Consider the following 19,640-nt stretch of genomic DNA (forward strand, 5'->3'; position numbering starts at 1 on the left):
CGCTCCGGGCGCTCGTCGTCATACGGGCACCCCGGCCTCGTCCATGACCCTGCTCATCTCCACCGGGGGCAGGGCAGGGTTGGCGCCCGCGCTGAAAGCCAGCTCGGGCAGGTCGAGGGTCTCGCGGAGCCGAGGGAGCGGCAGGCGGGGGTCGCGGGTCGCCGCCTGGCGCGTCCAGACGTCCGGGTCGTGGCTGAGCCGCTCGATGAGGCCGGGGCCGGCGGCGGGGTCGCGGACCGTCAGTTGTCGGTAGATCCCGTCCGGATGGTCCGCGAAGCGGGCGGCGAGGCCCTCGCGGGGGAAGCGGGGGTGGCCGGTCGCCATCCAGGCGGAGAACGTTCCGCCGAGCCGTGCGTACACGCTCATCAGGACCTCCTCCGGGGTGTCGGGGTGATGGACGGCCAGGTGGTTGTGGACGAGGGCGTCCGTGTCCTCCGACAGGAGCCGCAGGAGATCGGGGGACAGATGAGGGCTGCGGGCCGCGGCGCGGCGCAGCAGGGGGTGGGCGGAGGTCGCGGCCCGGCGCAGCACGTCCTGGTCGGCGATGCCGGCCGCCACCCAGTCCACCTCCCCTCGTGCGTGCGGGGCCACGGTGAAGTCGATCGCGGCGCGCTGGGCCTCGGTCAGCTCGGGCCGGAGGGAAACGGCCAGCCGCACTCCGTCGTCGGGGTGGACCGCGAGACGGTCCACGAGGTCGGCCGGCAGGGACGGGTTTCCGGCGAGCTCGACCAGGTGTGTGCCCTCGGCGAGGAACCGTTCGGCGTCCGCGCGGCCGAGAAGTCCCCGGCGCAGTACCTCGGGCAGGGCGGCGGGGTCGTCGAGCAGCGCCGCCGTCAGCCGTGCGTCGCGGGGGCACGCGCGCAGCGCGGCTGATCGCCGCAGTTCGGGGTCGGGGTCGTCGAGCAGCGTGGTGCGTGCGTGCGGTGTCAGGTCGTCCCAGACGCGCAGTGCGGCACGTCGTGCGGCCGGATCGGCATGGCGGAGCAGGGAGGCGAGGAAGGTCGGTGCCAAGTGACGTGAGTGCAACAGCGCGCTGCGCACGGAGGGGTCGGGGTCTTCCAGAAGGCGTCGGCACACGGCATCGGGCAGCGGATCGACCTTCGCCCGGGGGTCGTGGGTCCACTCGGGCCCGTCCGCGACGGCGGCCCGCACCCGCGGTGACGGGTCGTGCGCGAGCCGGGCCCGCTGCTCGGCGTCCGCCTGGCCGCTCATCGCGAAGTGGACTCGGGTGCCGGGGACCGGGTGGGTGAGGACAGCCGCTACGGCCTGCTCGGGCAGCCCGGGCCGATGAAGGGCCTGGAAGGGCGGGCCGTGGCCTCCGCCGTCGAAGGCGATGAGTCGCACCAGGAGCGGTGTGGGGAGGGCTGGGTTGGCGGCGACTCCGTCCAGCGCGGACGAGTGGACGGCGGCCATGTCTCAGTTCTCCCACCCGTCGCTGTATGCGAGCATGCCGTCATCGTGTCATGCACGGGAGAACCGCGGCAGGCACATGATCACTACGGGCAGCGCCCGGTCCCCCGGCCGGATTCGAGCCAGGGGCCCTGGGTAGTCGGGCCTGGACAGCACAGCGTGAGCCGGTGACGAGGAGTGGACTTGAGCGAGTCGGCGTTCATCGCCCTGCAGCAGGAGATCGCCCGGACACTGGGCGTCACCGAAACCTTCGAGGCCGAACAGGAGATCGAGCGCCGGGTGGCCTTCCTCGCCGAGCGGCTCACCTCGACCGGGCTGCGCTCCCTCGTCCTCGGCATCAGCGGCGGCGTCGACTCCACCGTCGCGGGCCGGTTGTGCCAGCTCGCCGTGGAACGGGCGCGGGCCGGCGGACACGAGGCACGGTTCCACGCCATGCGCCTGCCCTACGGAATCCAGGCCGACGAGCACGACGCCCAGCTCGCGCTCTCCTTCATCAAGGCAGACCACGTGCTGACCGTGGACATCAAGCCCGCCGCCGACGCCGCGCTCGAGGCCACACTGACCGCCGGGGTGAGTTTCCGCGACGCCCGGCACGAAGACTTCGTGCACGGCAACGTCAAGGCACGCCAGCGCATGATCGCCCAGTACGCGGTGGCCGGCGCGCAGGACGGCCTCGTCGTCGGCACCGACCAGGCCGCCGAGGCGCTCACGGGCTTCTTCACCAAGTTCGGCGACGGGGCCGCGGACCTGGTTCCGCTGGCGGGCCTCACCAAACGCCGGGTGCGCGCCCTCGCGGACGCGCTGGGCGCACCCACCGGCCTGGTGTGGAAGGTCCCGACCGCCGACCTGGAAAGCCTCGACGAGGGCAAGGCCGACGAGGACGCGCTCGGAGTGACCTACGACGTCATCGACGACTTCCTCGAGGGCAAGCCCGTGGACAGGGAGGCCTTCGACACCATCGTCCACCGCTATCGCCTCACCGACCACAAGCGCCGGCCGCCCATCGCCCCTTGAGACCATCGGGCTCAAGGGGGTGTGCAGGGGTGTCGGTGGCGGGTCCGTGGGTGGTCCTGCTCGCTCGTCCAGCCCTCGGTGACCTGGACGAGGTCGAGGTCGGACGCGCAGAATGGTGCCCGCTGTCACTTGCACGATCTTCTTGATCGCGGGAGACGGGGTGCCGATGGATGCTGCAATGGGCGCATGCATCTGGAAGAGCTCCGCGCGCTGCCGGCCCGGCATGCCCGCCCGGGCTCCCGGGCCGACCCCGGGCGGCCGGCCCTGGGCTTCGGTCTCACCCTGGAACCTTCCGCCGGCGCCGAGCTGCTGCTGCAGGCCGGTCCCGGCGACGCCCCTCGCGCCGCCGGTGGCGGTGTGCCGTCGGGAATCGCCGTCAGCGACGCTCCGGCCGCGCTGCTCGACGCGGTGGTCCGGCTGCTCCGCCTGCTCGACGAGCCCCGCGACCGCGCGGTGCCGGCGCCGCTGGTCAAGCGCGAGATCCTGTGGCGTCTGATCACCGGCGAGCAGGGCACGGCGGTGCGCCGGCTCGGCCTCGCCGACAGCGGCCTCAGCCATGTCTCGCGGACCGTGCGCTGGATCCGCGAGCACTACGCGGAGCTCGGCTGCTGCTCGCCACGCATCCGGGCGACGTCACCGGAGTGGGCAGGCGCGTCGGCTACGACAACCCGTCGCAGTTCAGCCGCGAGTACCGCCGCCAGTTCGGCGCGCCCCCGAGCCGGGACGCGGCACACCTGCGCATCACCGTCCGCACCCCCGCCGGCGTGCGGACCTGAAGCCGGGAACCGGCGTGCCTGCCCAGCGCTCCAAGCCGTGCGGAACCCGGAGCGCGATCCTTCCGTCTTGCTCCGACGGACCGCCCTGACATGACCGACATCTAACAAAGCAGCCGAAATTGATACACATACCCTCGCAGGACTCTTCGGGAACGAACCAGAGACCCGCGGTCTCCGCGTGGCGTCGGCCGCGGACGGTCCTGTGGACCGTGGCGGGCGCCGTGACTCTCGGGTTCCTCGTCGCGCTGGAGTTCGCCGCGCGGCACTACGGTCAGTCGGGGCCGATCACCAACCAGGTACGGGAGGTGGTGTTCGCCCCCAAGTCGGGCGGCCTGCTGTACGCCGCCATGGCGTTGATGATGGTGGTGCTCACCTGGCGGGAGCGGTTCGTCGCGGTGGGCGCGGCGATCGGTATCGACCTCGCCTTCCTGGTGGTCCGGTGGGCGGCCGGCATCGAGACGACCGGCGGCCACCCCTTCGGCAACGGCGCCCTCTGGGTGATCCTGGGCACCGCGGTCGTCGCCGTCTCCCGCCGCACCGGCCGGGAGCGGGTCCTGCTGCTGAAGGGCGTCGGCCTGGCGCTGCTGCTGATGGCCGGCCGCAAGACCGGTGACACCTGGCTGCTCATCACCTCGAAGACCCGCCTGACGGTGCTCGACCAGTACGTGGCCACCGCCGATCACGCGCTGGGCAACCCCTCCTGGCTGGCGGGCCGCATCGTGACGGCCACCGGCTCCATCGGCTTCAACTTCCTCGACTTCGTCTACGGGAACCTCGCGGTGGCCGCGGTCATCGCCGCGCTGTACCAACTGCGCCACGTGGCGGTCGAGCGCCGCTTCCCGCGCCACCACCTGGTGCGGACGTTCCTGGTGATCGGTCTCGTCGGGCCGGTCTTCTACATGATCTTCCCGGTGGTCGGGCCGATCTTCGCCTACGGCACGGGCGCCGAGCACTGGGCGGAAGTCAGCCTGTGGGCGCCGGACATGCCGCCCAGCGAGCCCTGGGCCGTGGCCGACCTGTGGCCGGGGACGCTGCCGCCGGTCGCCACCCCGTACCCCATGCCGTTCGACGGGATCACCCCGCGGAACTGCATGCCCAGCCTGCACACGGCATGGGCCACCGCCATCTTCATCCACACCCGCAAGGGCCCCCGCGTGCTGCGGTTCGCGGGAACGTTCTGGCTGGTCGCCACGCTGGCCGCGACGCTGGGATTCGGCTGGCACTACGGCGTGGACCTCATCGCCGGCGTGGTGTTCACGCTCACGATCGAGGCGGCTCTGCGCGCCTACGACCAGGGGTGGGACCGGGCGTGGCTCTGGCTGGTCGCCTACGGCGCAACGGTCTTCGCCGCGCTTCTGCTGTCCTTCCGCTTCCTGCCGCTGGCGATGGCCGAGTACCCCTGGGTGTCCGGGCCGCTGCTCCTCCTGGCGATGACCTCGGTGATCCACGGCTTTGTGCGGACCACCGCGCGGTGGGAGCCGAGGACCGCACCGGCGCGGCGACCGGAACCGCGACCCGAACCGATCTGAGGCGTGTCTGCCGTGCGCCCCGCCCCGGAGCCGGCCCGGGGCGGGAACACGGCTGCGCGCGACGGGTGTTAACTTCCTTCCCGTGGTGGAGCACCAGGACGAGACCAGGGCGGCCTACGACGGGGTCGTCGAACTGTACGCGTCGCTGTTCGCCGATCGGCTGGAGACGCAGCCGTTCTCGCGGAACATGATCGGCATCTTCGCCGAACTGGTGCGCGGAACGGGGAACCTGCGCACTGCCGATGTCGGCTGCGGGCCCGGCCACCTGACCGCCATGCTGCACGACCTGGGCCTGGACGCCTTCGGACTCGACCTCTCCCCCGCCATGGTCGACCACGCGCGGCGGGCCCATCCGGCGCTGCGGTTCGACGAGGCGCGGATGGAGGCCCTGCCGGTCGAGGACGGCACGCTCGGCGGAGTGCTGGCCCACTACTCGATGATTCACACCCCTCCCGGGGAACTGCCCGGCCTGCTCGCGGAGCAGGCGCGCGTCCTGGCACAGGGGGGCCTGCTCCTGGTCTCGTTCTTCGGAACCGACGGGCCCGATCCCGTCCGCTTCGACCACAAGGTGACGCCCGCCTACAGCTGGCCGGCGGACCGGTTCGCCGACCTGCTGGCCGGGGCCGGGCTCGTCACGTTCGCCCGGCTGCTCCACGACCCGGCCTCCGAGCGGGGTTTCCTCGACTCCCACCTGCTCGCCCGCCGCCACTAGGGCGGCCGGCTTCCCCGGGTGTGCTCCCGCGTGGACGGCGCACTGAGGGGTGCGCGTGGCTGGGCGGGGCACCGGCGGGACTCCGCGCGCTCTGCCGACGGCCACGGACCGCGGTGAAGATGAGCGGACCGCAAGTGATCCCGGCGACCGCGCACCCCTGCCCCTCGATGGGCGGGCATGCGGTGGAAGGAGTCCACGTTGTTGCTTCTCATCTCCCCGGACAGTGTCGAGGAGGCCCTCGAATGCGCGAAGGCGGCGGAACACCTCGACATCGTCGACGTCAAGAAGCCCGATGAGGGCTCGCTCGGTGCGAACTTCCCGTGGGTCATCAGGGCGATCCGGGACGCGGTTCCCGCGGACAAGCCGGTGTCCGCCACCGTGGGGGACGTCCCGTACAAGCCCGGCACCGTGGCCCAGGCCGCGCTCGGTGCGGCTGTCTCCGGAGCCACCTACATCAAGGTCGGCCTCTACGGGTGCACGACGCCCGAGCAGGCCGTCGACGTCATGCGTGGCGTCGTCCGGGCGGTGAAGGACCACCGGCCGGACGCCTTCGTCGTCGCTTCGGGATACGCCGACGCCCACCGGATCGGTTGCGTCAACCCGTTGGCGCTGCCCGACATCGCCCGCCGTTCCGGTTCCGACGGGGCCATGCTCGACACCGCGGTCAAGGACGGGACACGGCTGTTCGACCACACTCCGCCGGACGTCTGCGCGGAGTTCGTGCGGCTGGCCCACGAGGCCGGTCTGCTCGCCGCCCTCGCGGGCAGCGTCAAGGCCGGCGACCTGGGCGAACTGGCGCGGATGCGCACGGACATCGTCGGGGTGCGCGGGGCGGTCTGCGAAGGGGGCGACCGCGATGCCGGCCGGATCCGACCGGAGCTGGTGGCCGCCTTCCGGGCCGAGATGAGCCGGCATGTGCGGGAGCACTCGGCCGCCGTCGCCGCGAGCTGACCGCCGGCATGGCGGCGGGATCTCCCCACGGCGGGGCCGGAGCCGGGGCAGGACACTTCGCCGTCGTCGATCCGGCGACGGGCGAAGGATTCGACACGGCTCCCGGCTGCCGTCCGGACGAGTTGGACGCCGTCGTCGACCGGGCCCACGCCGCCTGGCGCGGCTGGCGGGAGGACCCCGCCGCCCGGACGGCCGCGCTGATCGCGGCGGCCGACGCCGTGGAGGCGGCCGGGACCGACCTCGCGTCACTGCTGACCCGGGAACAGGGCAAGCCCCTGGCCGAGTCGTACGCGGAGGTCGCCCGGACGTCCGCCCGTCTGCGGTACTTCGCCGGGATGGATCACGGCCCGCAGCGGATCGCGGACGGGCGGCCGGTGCGCAGCGAGATCCGCTGGCGGCCGCTGGGCTCCGTCGCGGCGATCGTCCCGTGGAACTTCCCGCTTCAGCTGGCGTCGGCGAAGTTCGCGCCGGCGCTCGCCGCGGGCAACACGGTGGTGCTCAAGCCGTCCCCGTACACGCCGCTCGCCACACGGCTGCTGGGGTCCGTCGTCGCCGCGGCCCTCCCCGAGGGCGTGCTGACGATCGTCACCGGCCGCGAGCCCCTCGGTGCCCGCCTCGCGTCCCATCCGGGAATCCGGCACGTGACCTTCACCGGGTCGGTCCCCACCGGGCGGGCCGTCGCGGCGGGGGCGGTGGCCTCGCTCGCCCGGGTCACCCTGGAGCTGGGTGGCAACGACGCCGCGATCCTGCTCGAGGACGTGGATGTGGAGGGGATCGCGGACCGGCTGTTCTGGGCGGCGTTCCGCAACTGCGGGCAGGTGTGCATGGCGGTCAAGCGCGTCTACGCACCGGCCCGGCTCCATGCGGAGGTGGTCGAGGCGCTCGCACAGCGCGCGAGGACCGCCGTCGTCGGCCCCGGGCTCGACCCGGACTCCCGGCTGGGTCCGGTCAACAACGCCCCGCAGCTGGCCCGCGTCGAGCGCCTCACGAACCGCGCACTGGCAGACGGCGCCCGTGCCGCGGCCGGTGGTTTCCGACTGGACCGTCCCGGCTACTTCTTCGCCCCGACGATCCTGGCCGACGTGCCGGCCGGCAGCCCGGTGGTGACGGAGGAGCAGTTCGGTCCGGTACTGCCGGTACTGCCGTACCGGGACCTCGACGAAGCCGTCTGGGCGGCCAACGACACCGGGTTCGGGCTGGGCGGCTCGGTGTGGGGGGCCGATCCCGACCGTGCCGGGGCGGTGGCCGACCGGCTGGAGTGCGGGACGGCCTGGATCAACCACCACGGCGAACTGTCCCTGGCCCAGCCCTTCGCCGGAATCAAGGAGAGCGGTGTCGGCGTCGCGGGCGGCCCGTGGGCTCTCCACGGCAATCTCAGACCGTTCGTCGTGCACCGCCCGGAGGAGGCACCGGCGTGAAGTTCGGCGCGGCGGTACTGCGCTCGTACGAAAGCCCCTTCACCGTCGAGGAGGTGACCCTGGAGGCGGGGCCGGCCGTTGGCGAGGTCCTGGTGCGCGTCGCCGGCTGCGGAATGTGCCGGACGGACCTCGCGGTCCGGCGTTCGGCGGGACGTTCGCCGCTGCCGGCGGTGCTCGGCCACGAGGGCTCCGGGATCGTGGTGGAGGTCGGCGGACCGGACACGGGGCTCAGCGTCGGCGATCATGTCGTGCTGAGTTTCGACTCCTGCGGGCACTGCCGCACCTGCAAGGACGCGGCCCCCGCCTACTGCGACTCCTTCGCGTCGCTCAACCTGTACGGAGGGCGCGGGACGAACACAGCGCGGTTCGTCGACACCGCCGGGAGCGAACTGGCTCCGCGGTGGTTCGGGCAGTCCTCGTTCGCCGAGTACGCGGTGGTCCTGGCCCGCAACGCCGTCCGGGTCGACCCGTCCCTCCCCCTCGAACTGCTCGGGCCGCTCGGCTGCGGGTTCCTCACCGGAGCCGGGGCGGTGCTGAACTCCTTCGGCGCCGGTCCGGGCGACACGGTCGCGGTCTTCGGCGCGGGGGCGGTGGGCCTGGCCGCGGTGATGGCGGCCACGGCCGCCGGGGCGGTGACCGTGGCGGTCGACCGGCATCCCGAACGGCTGGCCCTCGCCGAACGGTTCCACGCGCTGCCCGTGCACGCCGCGTCGTCGGACCTGCCCGGCCGCATCCGGCGGCTGACCGACGGCGGCGCGCAGTACGCGCTGGACACCACGGGCTCCGCCCGGCTGATCAACGACGCGCTTCGCGCCCTGCGTCCGACCGGCCACCTCGGTCTGGTGGCGCGGCTCCACACCGCGCTGTCCCTCGAACCGGGGACCCTGGACCGGGGCCGGCGGATGTCCCACATCTGCGAGGGGGACGCGGTTCCGGGACTGCTGATTCCGAGGCTGACGGCGCTGTGGCGGGCCGGACGGTTCCCCTTCGACCAGCTGACCCGTACGTACCCGCTCACCGGCGTCAACGAGGCCGAACGCGACTGCGACGCGGGGCGCGTGGTCAAACCCGTCCTGATTCCGCACAGCGGAAGCTGACCGCGAGCTCGCCCTCTCCCTTCCATGATTTGGCGTTACCCAAGGAGGACACATGGTCGTCACCGCACAGCGGAATCCCGGCGGGGAGGGTGTGGACGGCGGAGTCGGCGTGACCGCTCTCATGGTCGCCGCGGCACGCGCCCTGGAGACCCACCGCGACGACAGCCTGGCGCAGGACGTCTACGCGGAGCACTTCGTGCGCGCCTCGTCCGTGTCCGCCGGCTGGCCCGTCCGGCCGCAGCAGGTTCCGGACGGGGACGCCAATCCCCTGTGGGGACGTTTCGCGCGCTACTTCGGTCTGCGCACGAGAGTCCTCGACGACTTCCTCCTGAGGTCGGTGAGCGAGGGCGTGCGCCAGGTGGTCCTGCTCGGTGCGGGACTGGATTCGCGGGCGTTCCGGCTCGACTGGCCCGCGGGCTGCGTCGTCTTCGAGGTCGAGAGGGAGGGTGTGCTGGCGTTCAAGCACGCGGTGCTCAGCGCGTTGTCGGCCACTCCGACGGCGGCGGCGCGGGTACCGGTTCCGGTCGATCTGCGCGCCGACTGGGCGGGGGCACTGACCGACGCCGGATTCGACGCGACCCGACCGACGGCGTGGCTCGCGGAAGGGCTCCTCTTCTACCTGCCCCGTGCCGTCGAGACCCGTCTCATCGGCACGGTGGACCGGCTGAGCACGGGCGGGAGTGCCCTGGCCTTCGAGGTCAAGATCGAGAAGGACCTGAGGGAGTACCGCGACAGCCCGCTCTACACCTCGACAAGGGAACAGATCGGCATCGACCTGCTGCACCTCTTCGACGGAGAGCCGCGGCCCGACTCCGCCGGGGACCTGGCGGACAGGGGCTGGTCGACATCGGTTCACACCCCCTTTGACTTCACCCACCGCCACGGGCGCGGTCCCCTGCCCGAGGGGAACGACGCCCTGGAGGGCAACCGCTGGGTGTTCGCGGACAAGCCCCCGGTGTGAGTGCTGCGACGCCCGCGGGCCCGTGCGGGCACGGGCCCGGACGGAACGCGGTCCGGGTCAGTCCCGGTAGAGACCGGACAGCTCGCCGGCGTACTTGTCCCGGATGACGCGGCGCCGCATCTTCAGCGACGGGGTCAGCTCGCCGGTCGCCGGGCCCCATTCCTCGGCCAGCAGTTCGTACCGCTTGACCTGCTCGGTGCGGTTGAGCCGGGTGTTGGCGGCGGCCACCGCACGGTCCACCTCCGCACGGACGGCGGGGTGTTCCACCAGCCCCGTCAGTCCGCCCTCCGTCTCGACGCCGTGGGCCGCGGCCCACGCGGGGGCGGCCTCCGCGTCGAGCACCAGCAGGGCGACCAGGTAGGAGCGGTTGTCGCCGTGTACGAGCGCCTGGCCGATCAGGGGGTGTTCCTTGAGCGCGTTCTCCACCAGTGCCGGCGAGACGTTCTTGCCGGTGGAGGTGACGATCATCTCCTTCTTGCGGTCCGTGAGCCAGAGGTAGCCGTCCTCGTCGATCCGGCCGATGTCGCCGGTGGCCAGCCAGCCGTCGGCGTCGAGGGCGGACCGCACCGAGCCGTCCGCCTGGAGGTAACCGGAGAACACGGACGAGCCCCGGACCAGGATCTCGCCGTCCTCGGCGACGCGGATCTCCACGGAGTCGACCGGGCGTCCCACCGAGCCGAGCCGGAAGCCGGTCTTCGGGCTGTTGCTGGTGGCCACGCCGGTGGTCTCGGTGAGTCCCCAGGCGTCCATGATGACGATGCCGAATCCGGCCCAGAAGCGCACCACGTCGATCGGCATCGGCGCCGACGCGCTCGCCGACCAGGTCACCCGGTCCAGGCCGCCCGCGGCCAGCAGGGGCAGCAGTACGTCCTTGCGGGCGCGGTCGTAGCGCTCCTCGAGATCGGCGGGCGGCGTCTCGCCCCGCTCGCGGTAGCCGACGTGCTCACGGCCTGTCTCGAACGCCTGGTCTATGGCCTCCCGTTGCTCGGGCGGCATCAGCGAGAGGACGGCCCGTACGGCGGCGGAGAGTTTCTCCCAGATCCTCGGCACGCCGAAGAACTGCGCGGGCCGTACCTTGCGCACCACCTCGCCGACACGTGTCGGGTCGGCGCAGAGATGGACGTGCGAGGCCCGGTGGCAGGGCAGGTAGATGCCCAGCATCCGCTCGGCGATGTGGGCGAACGGCAGGTAGCAGATGTGCTCGACGTGCGGGGGCAGTTCCACCACGGCGTCCAGGGCGAGGGCGTTGGACATCACCTGGCGGTGGGTGAGGACGACGCCCTTGGGCTCGCCGGTGGTGCCGGAGGTGTAGACGACGGTGAGCGGATCCTCGGGGCGGGCGGCGTCCAGTTCCTTGGCGAACTGCTCCGGCAGCGGTTCGCGCAGCAGCGCGGCGTACGGGAAGTGGTCCTTCTCGGCCCCCGCCTCGGCCACCACCAGCCGTTCCAGCGGGGTGTCGGCGTCGGTCAGCAGGGGCTCCCACAGGGCGACCTGGGCGGCCCCCTCGACGACGGCGAGGCGGGCCCGGCAGTTGCGGGCGATGTGGGTGATCTGCTCGGGGGCCGCGGTGCCGTAGACACTGACCGGGACCGCGCCGAGGCGGACCAGCGCCAGGTCGGACAGCCAGTGTTCGGACCGGTTGGCCATCATCAGCAGGACGTGATCACCGCGGCCGACGCCGAGGGCCCGGTAGCCGGCGGCGAGGCCGCGGGTGTGCTCGTCGATCTCCCCCCAGCCGAGCGTCGTCCAGTTGCCGTCCGAATCCGCCGACTGCCAGGAAAGTGCCGGGAGTTGGGCGTACTCGCGGGCGTTTCGGGTCAGCAGTTGCGGCAGGGTCCGGTCGGCGGGGGCGCCGGGCAGGTCGCCGGTGGTGCGGGGTGCTGATGTCATCGGGGCCTCCTTGCGGGTCGAAGGGGAACGCTCGGAGCGGATCAGGAGTCGGTGAAGGTCTCGCCCCGCTCGGCCTTGCGCAGCAGCAGTTCGGGCGGGGCGAAGCGGTCGCCGTGCTTCTCCGCCAGTTCACGGGCGCGGGCCACGAAGCCGGGCAGCCCGCCCTCGTAGCCGTTGATGTACTGCAGCACGCCGCCCGTCCACGGCGGGAAGCCGATGCCGAGCAGCGAGCCGATGTTGGCGTCCGCCACCGAGGTCAGCACGCCTTCCTCCAGGCAGCGCACCGAGTCCAGCGCTTCGACGAAGAGCATCCGCTCCTTCATCCCGGTCAGGTCGGCGGGTTGCCCGGCGGGGTCCGTGAAGTGCTCCCGCAGTCCCGGCCAGAGCCCGGCGCGCTTGCCGTCGACGTAGTCGTAGAAGCCCGCGCCGCCGGACCGTCCGGGGCGGCCGAAGTCGTCGATCATGCGGTCCACCACGGCGTCCGCGGGGTGCGGCTCCCACTCGCGGCCCGACGCCTCGACCGCGCGGCGGGTCTCCTCGCGGATCCTGCGCGGGAGGGTGAGGGTGAGTTCGTCCATCAGGCTGAGGACCTTCGCCGGGTAGCCGGCCTGGGCGGCGGCCTGCTCGACGGAGGCGGGTTCGATGCCCTCGCCGACCATGGCGACGCCCTCGTCGATGAAGCGGCCGATGACCCGGGAGGTGAAGAAGCCGCGCGAGTCGTTGACGACGATCGGCGTCTTGTGGATCTGCCGCACCAGGTCGAAGGCCCGCGCCAGCGCCTCGTCCCCCGTCTTCTCGCCCTTCACAATCTCCACCAGGGGCATCTTGTCGACCGGCGAGAAGAAGTGCAGGCCGATGAAGTCCCGGGGCCGCTCCACCCCCTTGGCGAGGACGGTGATGGGCAGGGTGGAGGTGTTGGAGCAGAGCAGCGCGTCGGGGGCGACGACCTGCTGTATCTCCTGGAACACCTGGTGCTTGATGCCGGTGTCCTCGAAGACGGCCTCGATCACCGCGTCACAGCCGGCCAGGTCCTGGATGTCCGCGGTCGGGGTGATGCGTGCCAGCAGCGCGTCCGCCTGCTGCCGCGTCGAAGCGCCGCGTGCGACGGCCCTGGCGCACAGCGTCTCGGAGTGGGACCTGCCCTGCGCCGCCGCCTGCGCGGAGACGTCCTTCAGGACGACGTCGATGCCCGCCCTGGCGCAGGAGTAGGCGATGCCGGCGCCCATCATGCCCGCGCCGAGCACGGCCACCCTGGTCACCTTGCGCGGGGCGGCGCCCTTGGGGCGGCCGGCTCCCGAATTGACCGCCTGGAGGTCGAAGAAGAACGCCTGGATCATGTTCTTGGTGATCTGTCCGGTGACCAGTTCCGTCAGGTACCGGGCTTCCACCTCGAAGGCCGTGTCCAGGTCGACCTGGGTGCTCTCCACGGCCGCCGCGAGGATGTTGCGCGGGGCCGGGTAGGGGGCTCCCCCCGTCTTCTTCAACAGTGCTGGCAGGGAAGGGAGTTGCGCGGCCAGCTCCGGGTGCGAGGGGGTGCCGCCGGGGATGCGGTGGCCGGGTGCGTCCCAGGGCTGTGCGGAGCTCGGGTGGGCGTCGACGAACGCCCGTGCCCGGGCCAGGAGTTCGGACGGGTCGGCGGCGATCTCGTCGACCAGGCCGGCCTCCAGCGCGCGGGCCGGTCCGTACTGGGTGCCCTCCAGCAGAACCTTCCGCAGGGCGTCCGTCACGCCGAACATGCGGACCGTGCGGGTCACTCCCCCGCCGCCGGGCAGCAGGCCCAGGGTCACTTCGGGGAGTCCGACGCGGGCGGCCGGGCTGTCCAGGACCACCCGGTGGTGGCAGGCCAGGGCGATCTCGTAACCGCCGCCCAGCGCCGCGCCGTTGAGGGCGGCGACGACCGGCTTGCCCAGGGTCTCCAGGACCCGCAGCGAGCGCTTGACGCGCATCCCGGCCTCGAAGGAGGCCTCCGCGGTCCCGGGGCTGACGGAGATCAGGTCGCGCAGGTCGCCGCCGGCGAAAAAGCTCTTCTTGGCGGAGGTGACGATGACGCCCCGGATCGCGTCGCGGCGTTCCGCGAGCCGCGCCGCCACGGCGTCCAGCGAGTCGATGAACGCGGCGTTCATGGTGTTGACGGACTGGTCCGGGTCGTCGAGGACGAGGGTGACGACGTGGTCGTCGGACTCTTCCCAGCGGATGGTGGTGGGGCGTGTGGTGGTGTCCATGGCTGATGTCTCCCGTGAAGGCGAACGTGCGGCGGAGGCGGACGGCGCCGGTCAGAGGCGTTCCACGACGGTGGCGATGCCCATGCCGCCGCCGACGCACAGGGTCGCCAGCCCGTACCGCAGGCCGCGGCGCTCCAGTTCGTCGACGAGGGTGCCGAGGATCATCGCGCCGGTGGCGCCGAGGGGGTGTCCCATGGCGATGGCGCCGCCGTTGACGTTGACCCGGTCGGGGTCCAGTCCCATGTCCTTGACGTAGCGCAGGACGACCGCCGCGAACGCCTCGTTGATCTCGACCAGGTCGATGTCGTCGACGGTGAGTCCGGCCTTGGCGAGCGCCTTGCGGGAGGCGGGCGCGGGCCCGGTCAGCATGATGGTGGGATCGGCTCCGGAGACCGCGGCGGAGACGATCCGGGCTCGCGGGGTCAGGCCGTGCCGCTCGCCGGCTTCCTGGCTGCCGAGGGCGACCAGGGCGGCGCCGTCGACGATGCCGGAGGAGTTGCCCGCGTGGTGGACGTGGTCGATCCGCTCCACCCAGTGGTACTTCTGCAGCGCCACCGCGTCGAATCCGCCGAGTTCGCCGGTCCGGGCGAAGGACGGCCGGAGCGCGGCCAGGCTCTCCGCGGTGGTGCCGGGCCGGATGTGCTCGTCGTGGTCGAGGAGCAGCAGCCCGTTGCGGTCCCGGACGGGGACGACGGAACGGTCGAAGCGCCCCTCCTTCCACGCGGCGGCGGCCCGCTCCTGGGAGAGCGCGGCGTAGCAGTCCACGTCGTGCCGGGAGAAGCCCTCCAGCGTGGCGATCAGATCGGCGCCGACGCCCTGCGGCACGAATCCGGTGGCGTGGCTGGTACGCGGGTCCAGCGCCCAGGCGCCGCCGTCGCTGCCCATCGGGACGCGCGACATGGACTCCACGCCGCCCGCCAAGACCAGGTCCTCCCAGCCTGAGCGGATCTTCATGGCGGCCATGTTGACGGCTTCGAGGCCGGACGCGCAGAAGCGGTTCTCCTGCACTCCTGCCACCGTCTCCGGCAGACCCGCGAGGACCGCGGCGGTGCGGGCGATGTCCGCGCCCTGGTCGCCCAGGGGGCTGACCACACCGAGGACGATGTCGTCGATCGCCGCCGGGTCGAGGTCCGGGAAGCGGCGGAGGGTCTCGTGGAGGAGGCCGACGACCAGGTCGATCGGCTTGGTGCCGTGCAGGGCCCCGTCGGCCTTGCCGCGACCGCGCGGGGTGCGGATCGCGTCGTACAGGTACGCTTCGGTGCTCACCTTGGGTGCCTTTCCTGTCATTGTGCAGCGGGCCGCGGACGTGGCGCGGGTGCCGGCGAGTGGGACCGACCGGCGCTCAGGCGAGCAGCGAGCGGCCGATGATCTCCTTCATGATCTCGGTGGTGCCGCCGTAGATGGTCTGGATGCGGCTGTCGACGAAGGCCTTGGCGACCCGGTACTCGCTCATGTAGCCGTATCCGCCGTGGAGCTGGAGGCAGCGGTCGACGAGCCGCTTCTGCAGTTCGGTGGCCCACCACTTGGCCATCGAGGCGTGCACGGCGTCGAGCCGGCCCTGGCTGTGCTCGGCGACGCAGCGGTCCAGGAAGGTGCGGGTGACCGCGGTCTCGGTGGCCATCTCCGCGATCTCGAACCGGATGTGCTGCAGCTTCGCCAGCGGTCGCCCGAACGCCTCGCGCTCCTTGACGTACCGCGTGGTGACGGCGAGGGTCTCCTCGGCCGCGGCGGCGGCGCCGACGGCGATGGCCAGCCGCTCCTGTGCGAGGTTGCCCATGAGGTAGGCGAAGGCCTGGTTCTCCTCACCCAGCAGGTTCTGCTTGGGGACGCGCACGTCGTTGAAGAACAACTCGGCGGTGTCCTGTGCCTTCTGGCCGATCTTGTCGAGGTTGCGGCCGCGTTCGAAGCCCGCCATGCCGCGCTCGACGACGAGCAGGCTCTGCCCGCCGCTGCCGCCTTCGGGGGTGGTGCGGGCGACCACGACCACGAGGTCGGCGAGGATGCCGTTGGAGATGAAGGTCTTCGCGCCGTTGAGCAGGTAGTGGTCGCCCTGGTCGGTGGCGGTGGCGCGGATGCCCTGCAGGTCGGAACCGGCGCCGGGTTCGGTCATGGCGATGGCGGTGACGAGGTCGCCGGAGGTGAAGCCGGGCAGCCAGCGCCGTTTCTGCTCCCCGGTGGCGAGCCGGGTCAGATACGGCCCGACGATGTCGTTGTGCAGGCTCAGGGCGAGCCCGGAGGCGCCCGCGCGGGCGAACTCCTCGATGAGTACGGCGCTGTAGCGGAAGTCGCCGGTCCCTCCGCCGCCGTACTCCTCCGCGACGGCCATGCCCAGCAGGCCCTGCCTGCCCGCCGAGCGCCACACCTCACGGTCGACGACGCCGTCCTTCTCCCAGCGTTCGTGGTGCGGGACCACCTCCTTGGCGAGGAAGGTCCGCACGGTCTCGCGGAAGGCCTCGTGGTCGGGGCCGTACAGGTCTCGTTCCAGGGTCACAGCCAACTCCTCACGCGTTCGACCAGCCGGGCGGGATCGGGACCGACGGGGGTGACGTTGAGCATGGTCACGCCTGCCTCACGGAAGACCTCTACGCGGTCGCGGACGTAGCCCTCGGGGCCGGCCAGGCAGAGGAGTTCCAGCAGCTCGGCCGGTACGGCGGCCTCCGCGTCCCTCTTGCGGCCCGCCAGGTAGTGCTCCTGGACGGCGGCCGCGGCGGACTCGTAACCGTAGGAGCAGACCAGGTCGTGGTAGAAGTTGCGGCCTGGTGCGCCCATGCCGCCGACGTAGAGGGCGACGGTGGGGCGCATCAGGTCGCGGACGGCCTCGGCGTCGTCGCCGATGGCGAGCAGTCCGCCCGCGACGACGGACAGCGGTCCGAGCGCCGGGTCGCGGCGTGCGGCGCCCTCGGCGAGGGGTCCGCCCCAGACCTTGGCCGCGTGCTCCGGGACGTAGAGGAACGGCAGCCAGCCGTCGGCGAGTTCGGCGGTCATCCGGACGTTGGCCGGGCCGAGCGCCGCGACGTACACGGGGATGGTGTCGCGGACCGGGTGGGTGAGCAGCTTCAGGGGTTTGCCGAGGGTGCCGCCCTTCTCCGCGGGCAGGGGCAGGTCGGTGATGCCGTGGTGCTCGATCACCTCGCGCCGCCAGATCCGCCGGGACAGCCCGATCACCTCGCGGGTGCGGCCCAGCGGGCGGTCGTAGCGGCGGCCGTGCCAGCCCTCGACGACCTGCGGGCCGGAGGCTCCGACGCCGAGGAGGGCGCGGCCGCCGGTGAGGGCGTCGAGTCCGGCGGCGGTCTGGGCGATCAGGGCGGGGGTGCGTGAGTAGACGTTGAGGATGGCGGAGCCGATCCGCATCCGCTCGGTCCGCGCGGCGAGATAGCCCATGATCGTCGGGGAGTCGAAGCCGTAGGCCTCGGCCACCCAGACGGCGTCGAGCCCCGCGGACTCCAGAGCGGCGGCCCGGTCGGCGGCGGCGCGTGGGTCGCCGGCGTACACCAGGGGTGTGGACAGTTCCATCAGCGGTGGTCCTTCAGCAGTTCGGGGACGTCCCAGTCGCGGGCCACGTCGGGGGTGTGCGCGCCGGGGACGGCCGGGGGCAGCCGGAGGGTGCCGGGGGTGTCGGAGAAGCGGGGGGCGGGGGCGGGCTGGGTGATGCCGTACGCCTCGGTGTAGGTGCCCCGGGCGGTCAGGTGCGGGTGGCCGGCCGCGTCGCGCAGCGAGAGCACGGGCGCGACGCAGGCGTCGGTGCCTTCGAAGAGGGCCGTCCACTCCGCACGGGTGGCGGTCTTGAAGCGGGCGGTGAACACGGCGCGCAACCCGGGCCAGTTGAGCGGGTCGGCGCGGTCCGGCAGGTCCTCGTCGTGCAGGCCGAGCAAGGAGACGAACACCGCGTAGAACTGCGGTTCCAGCGCGCCCACCGCCATCCAGCAGCCGTCGGCGGTCTCGTAGACGCCGTAGTACGGGCAGCCCCCGTCGAGCAGGTTGCGGCCCCGGGCGTCCTGCCAGGTGCCCTCGGCGAGCATTCCCCAGAACATGGCGGTGAGGTGTGCGGTGCCGTCCACGATCGCGGTGTCCACCACCTGGCCGCGGCCGGTGGCGCGGGCGGTGAGGAGCGCGGCGAGGACGCCGGTGGTCAGGTAGAGGGAGCCGCCGGCGTAGTCGCCGAGCAGGTTGGCCGGGACGACGGGTTGTCCGTCCGGCGCGCCGATCATGGACAGGGCGCCGGCGGTGGCGATGTAGCCGATGTCGTGTCCGGCCAGGGACGCGAGGGGGCCTCGCTGCCCCCAGCCGGTCATCCGGCCGTACACCAGCGCGGGGTTGACCGCCATGCAGTCGTCGGGGCCGACTCCGAGCCGCTCCGCGACACCGGGCCGGTATCCCTCCACGAGGATCTCGGCGCGCGCCGCCAGCGCCCGTACCGTGGGCGGCCCTTCGGGCGACTTGAGGTCCACCAGGACGGAGCGCTTGTTGCGGTTGGTCACGTCGCGGGCCGGATCGCCGCCGAGCGGCGAGGGGCCCGGCCGGTCCACGCGCACCACATCCGCGCCCAGGTCGGCGAGCAGCATCGCGGCGAAGGGGCCGGGGCCTATCCCCGCCAGTTCGACCACTCGCACACCGTCCAGCGGGCCCGCGGTGGCGTGGCCGGGAGGGTCGGTGGAGTACGGGCTCATGGGTTCCTTTCTCGGTGCGGGGCGGTCCCGCCGCCGCCGACCGGGGACTTACTGAGCGTTCGCTAAAACGTAGAAGCGGACGACCGGGCGGTCAACTCTCCTCGCAGCACTTGTTTTTGTGGCCCGGCACCGGGAAAGTGACATCAGGCCGCCGGATCCACTGAGCGATCGCTAAGCAGCGAAGGGGAAGCGTTCCGGATCTCCCGGCCGTACGATGGCGCCGATCGCCACCCGTCCCTAGGAGAGTCGTTGAACGCCGCGCCGAGCCAGGACAGCACACCCCCAGCGGAGCACTGGCGCCACTACGGACCGCTCGATCTGCACCCGATCCTGCTGCGCGCCATGGAGGCCTTCAACGAGCAGGGCTACCACGGCACTTCGGTCCGGGACATAGCCGGCCGGGTCGGCGTCACGGTGCCCGCGCTGTACTACCACTACGAGAACAAACAGGCACTGCTGGCCACGCTGCTGGAGACGTCCATCAAGGACGTCCTGGACCGCTGCCGGGCCGCGGCGGGCGAAGCCGGGGACGATCCGCTGGCGCGGTTCTGCGGCATGGTCGAGTCGATCGTGCTGTACATGGCCCACCGACAGCAGCTGGCCTTCCTCGACACCGAGATACGCAGTCTGGAGCCCTCCAACCGGGCGCGCTACGTCGCCCTGCGCGACTATCTCGAGCACATGCTGCTGGACACGGTCGAGGCGGGCCGCGCCCAGGGCGTGTTCTCCACGCCGATCCCCGCCGACGCGGTGCGTTCGGTGCTCGTGATGTGCCAGGGGGTCGCCAACTGGTTCCGCGAGGACGGTCCGCTCACCGCGGAGGAGGTCGCCGAACGCCATGTGCTGCTGAGCCTCGGCACCGTGGGCCACCCGGGCGCGGTCAGGGGCGAACCGCCCCGGCGGTTCGCACGGCGCTCCGCCCTCCAGCACCCCTCCCCCGCCGGTTCCGCCGCAGACCGCCGGCATCCGCACGTCTCACCGTGACGTCAGTCA

Annotated in this window: 15 protein-coding genes and 1 pseudogene; 9 read left to right on the forward strand and 7 right to left on the reverse strand. The window is 72.3% G+C overall.

Annotated features, from left to right (window positions below; genetic code table 11):
• Nucleotides 1-18 precede the first annotated feature (18 nt).
• Nucleotides 19-1,413: a Mucin-2 gene (locus tag CNQ36_RS01110; protein WP_121544547.1), complete on the reverse strand. Its 1,395-nt coding sequence runs from the start codon at nt 1,411-1,413 to the stop codon at nt 19-21.
• Nucleotides 1,414-1,593: 180 nt separating this feature from the next.
• Between CNQ36_RS01110 and nadE the strand changes: the two genes are divergently transcribed.
• The 8 genes and pseudogenes from nadE (at nt 1,594) to CNQ36_RS01150 (ending at nt 9,868) form a co-directional block, all read left to right on the forward strand.
• Nucleotides 1,594-2,424 carry an ammonia-dependent NAD(+) synthetase gene (gene nadE / locus CNQ36_RS01115; RefSeq protein ID WP_004936495.1) on the forward strand — a complete coding sequence of 277 codons (831 nt, stop codon included), beginning with the start codon at nt 1,594-1,596 and terminating at the stop codon, nt 2,422-2,424.
• 237 nt (nt 2,425-2,661) lie between these two features.
• Nucleotides 2,662-3,200: pseudogene (locus CNQ36_RS01120) on the forward strand (AraC family transcriptional regulator N-terminal domain-containing protein); the annotation flags it as partial.
• A 209-nt stretch (nt 3,201-3,409) separates the two neighbouring features.
• Complete coding sequence (locus tag CNQ36_RS01125; RefSeq protein WP_228312889.1) at nt 3,410-4,729, forward strand: DUF5933 domain-containing protein; 1,320 nt, start codon at nt 3,410-3,412, stop codon at nt 4,727-4,729.
• Between the two features lie 82 nt (nt 4,730-4,811).
• Nucleotides 4,812-5,441, forward strand: a complete 630-nt coding sequence (locus CNQ36_RS01130) for a class I SAM-dependent methyltransferase (RefSeq protein WP_121544548.1) — start codon at nt 4,812-4,814, stop codon at nt 5,439-5,441.
• Nucleotides 5,442-5,639: 198 nt separating this feature from the next.
• Entirely contained in the window at nt 5,640-6,392 is a 753-nt protein-coding gene (locus tag CNQ36_RS01135; protein WP_004936483.1) for a (5-formylfuran-3-yl)methyl phosphate synthase, read from the forward strand.
• Nucleotides 6,393-6,400: 8 nt separating this feature from the next.
• The gene (locus CNQ36_RS01140) at nt 6,401-7,810 is read left to right on the forward strand and encodes an aldehyde dehydrogenase family protein (RefSeq protein WP_121544549.1); all 1,410 of its coding nucleotides are present in this window, start codon (nt 6,401-6,403) and stop codon (nt 7,808-7,810) included.
• The gene (locus CNQ36_RS01145) at nt 7,807-8,907 is read left to right on the forward strand and encodes an NAD(P)-dependent alcohol dehydrogenase (RefSeq protein WP_121544550.1); all 1,101 of its coding nucleotides are present in this window, start codon (nt 7,807-7,809) and stop codon (nt 8,905-8,907) included. Before CNQ36_RS01140 ends, CNQ36_RS01145 begins: the two co-directional genes overlap by 4 nt.
• 52 nt (nt 8,908-8,959) lie before the next feature.
• Nucleotides 8,960-9,868: a class I SAM-dependent methyltransferase gene (locus CNQ36_RS01150; protein ID WP_121544551.1), complete on the forward strand. Its 909-nt coding sequence runs from the start codon at nt 8,960-8,962 to the stop codon at nt 9,866-9,868.
• Between the two features lie 57 nt (nt 9,869-9,925).
• Here the strand turns inward: CNQ36_RS01150 and CNQ36_RS01155 are convergent, their stop codons facing one another.
• From CNQ36_RS01155 to CNQ36_RS01180, 6 genes are all read right to left on the reverse strand, one after another.
• On the reverse strand, nt 9,926-11,758 hold the full coding sequence (locus tag CNQ36_RS01155) for an AMP-dependent synthetase/ligase (protein WP_121544552.1): 1,833 nt from the start codon (nt 11,756-11,758) through the stop codon (nt 9,926-9,928).
• A gap of 41 nt (nt 11,759-11,799) precedes the next feature.
• Nucleotides 11,800-13,980 (reverse strand): 3-hydroxyacyl-CoA dehydrogenase NAD-binding domain-containing protein, encoded by a 2,181-nt coding sequence (locus CNQ36_RS01160; RefSeq protein WP_121544553.1) that lies wholly within the window; start codon nt 13,978-13,980, stop codon nt 11,800-11,802.
• A 51-nt stretch (nt 13,981-14,031) separates the two neighbouring features.
• Nucleotides 14,032-15,246, reverse strand: coding sequence for an acetyl-CoA C-acetyltransferase (locus tag CNQ36_RS01165; RefSeq protein ID WP_121544554.1), 1,215 nt, complete (start codon nt 15,244-15,246; stop codon nt 14,032-14,034).
• A gap of 76 nt (nt 15,247-15,322) precedes the next feature.
• Nucleotides 15,323-16,471, reverse strand: coding sequence for an acyl-CoA dehydrogenase family protein (locus CNQ36_RS01170; protein ID WP_121544555.1), 1,149 nt, complete (start codon nt 16,469-16,471; stop codon nt 15,323-15,325).
• On the reverse strand, nt 16,468-17,493 hold the full coding sequence (locus CNQ36_RS01175) for an LLM class F420-dependent oxidoreductase (protein ID WP_121544556.1): 1,026 nt from the start codon (nt 17,491-17,493) through the stop codon (nt 16,468-16,470). The genes CNQ36_RS01170 and CNQ36_RS01175 overlap by 4 nt, the downstream gene beginning before the upstream one ends.
• On the reverse strand, nt 17,493-18,647 hold the full coding sequence (locus CNQ36_RS01180; RefSeq protein ID WP_121544557.1) for a CaiB/BaiF CoA transferase family protein: 1,155 nt from the start codon (nt 18,645-18,647) through the stop codon (nt 17,493-17,495). The genes CNQ36_RS01175 and CNQ36_RS01180 overlap by 1 nt, the downstream gene beginning before the upstream one ends.
• Nucleotides 18,648-18,896: 249 nt before the next feature.
• On the opposite strand from CNQ36_RS01180, the gene CNQ36_RS01185 reads away from it, so the two are divergent.
• Nucleotides 18,897-19,631: a TetR/AcrR family transcriptional regulator gene (locus CNQ36_RS01185; protein WP_121544558.1), complete on the forward strand. Its 735-nt coding sequence runs from the start codon at nt 18,897-18,899 to the stop codon at nt 19,629-19,631.
• Nucleotides 19,632-19,640 lie beyond the last annotated feature (9 nt).

This window comes from Streptomyces fungicidicus (genome assembly GCF_003665435.1).
GTDB lineage: Bacteria > Actinomycetota > Actinomycetes > Streptomycetales > Streptomycetaceae > Streptomyces > Streptomyces fungicidicus.

What these genes read in the sequence shown, in the direction of transcription:
- CNQ36_RS01180 (WP_121544557.1), bottom strand. Translation starts at nt 18,647, where the DNA reads ATGAGCCCGTACTCCACCGACCCTCCCGGCCACGCCACCGCGGGCCCG.
- CNQ36_RS01140 (WP_121544549.1), top strand. Translation starts at nt 6,401, where the DNA reads ATGGCGGCGGGATCTCCCCACGGCGGGGCCGGAGCCGGGGCAGGACAC.
- CNQ36_RS01160 (WP_121544553.1), bottom strand. Translation starts at nt 13,980, where the DNA reads ATGGACACCACCACACGCCCCACCACCATCCGCTGGGAAGAGTCCGAC.
- CNQ36_RS01150 (WP_121544551.1), top strand. Translation starts at nt 8,960, where the DNA reads ATGGTCGTCACCGCACAGCGGAATCCCGGCGGGGAGGGTGTGGACGGC.
- CNQ36_RS01155 (WP_121544552.1), bottom strand. Translation starts at nt 11,758, where the DNA reads ATGACATCAGCACCCCGCACCACCGGCGACCTGCCCGGCGCCCCCGCC.
- CNQ36_RS01175 (WP_121544556.1), bottom strand. Translation starts at nt 17,493, where the DNA reads ATGGAACTGTCCACACCCCTGGTGTACGCCGGCGACCCACGCGCCGCC.
- CNQ36_RS01110 (WP_121544547.1), bottom strand. Translation starts at nt 1,413, where the DNA reads ATGGCCGCCGTCCACTCGTCCGCGCTGGACGGAGTCGCCGCCAACCCA.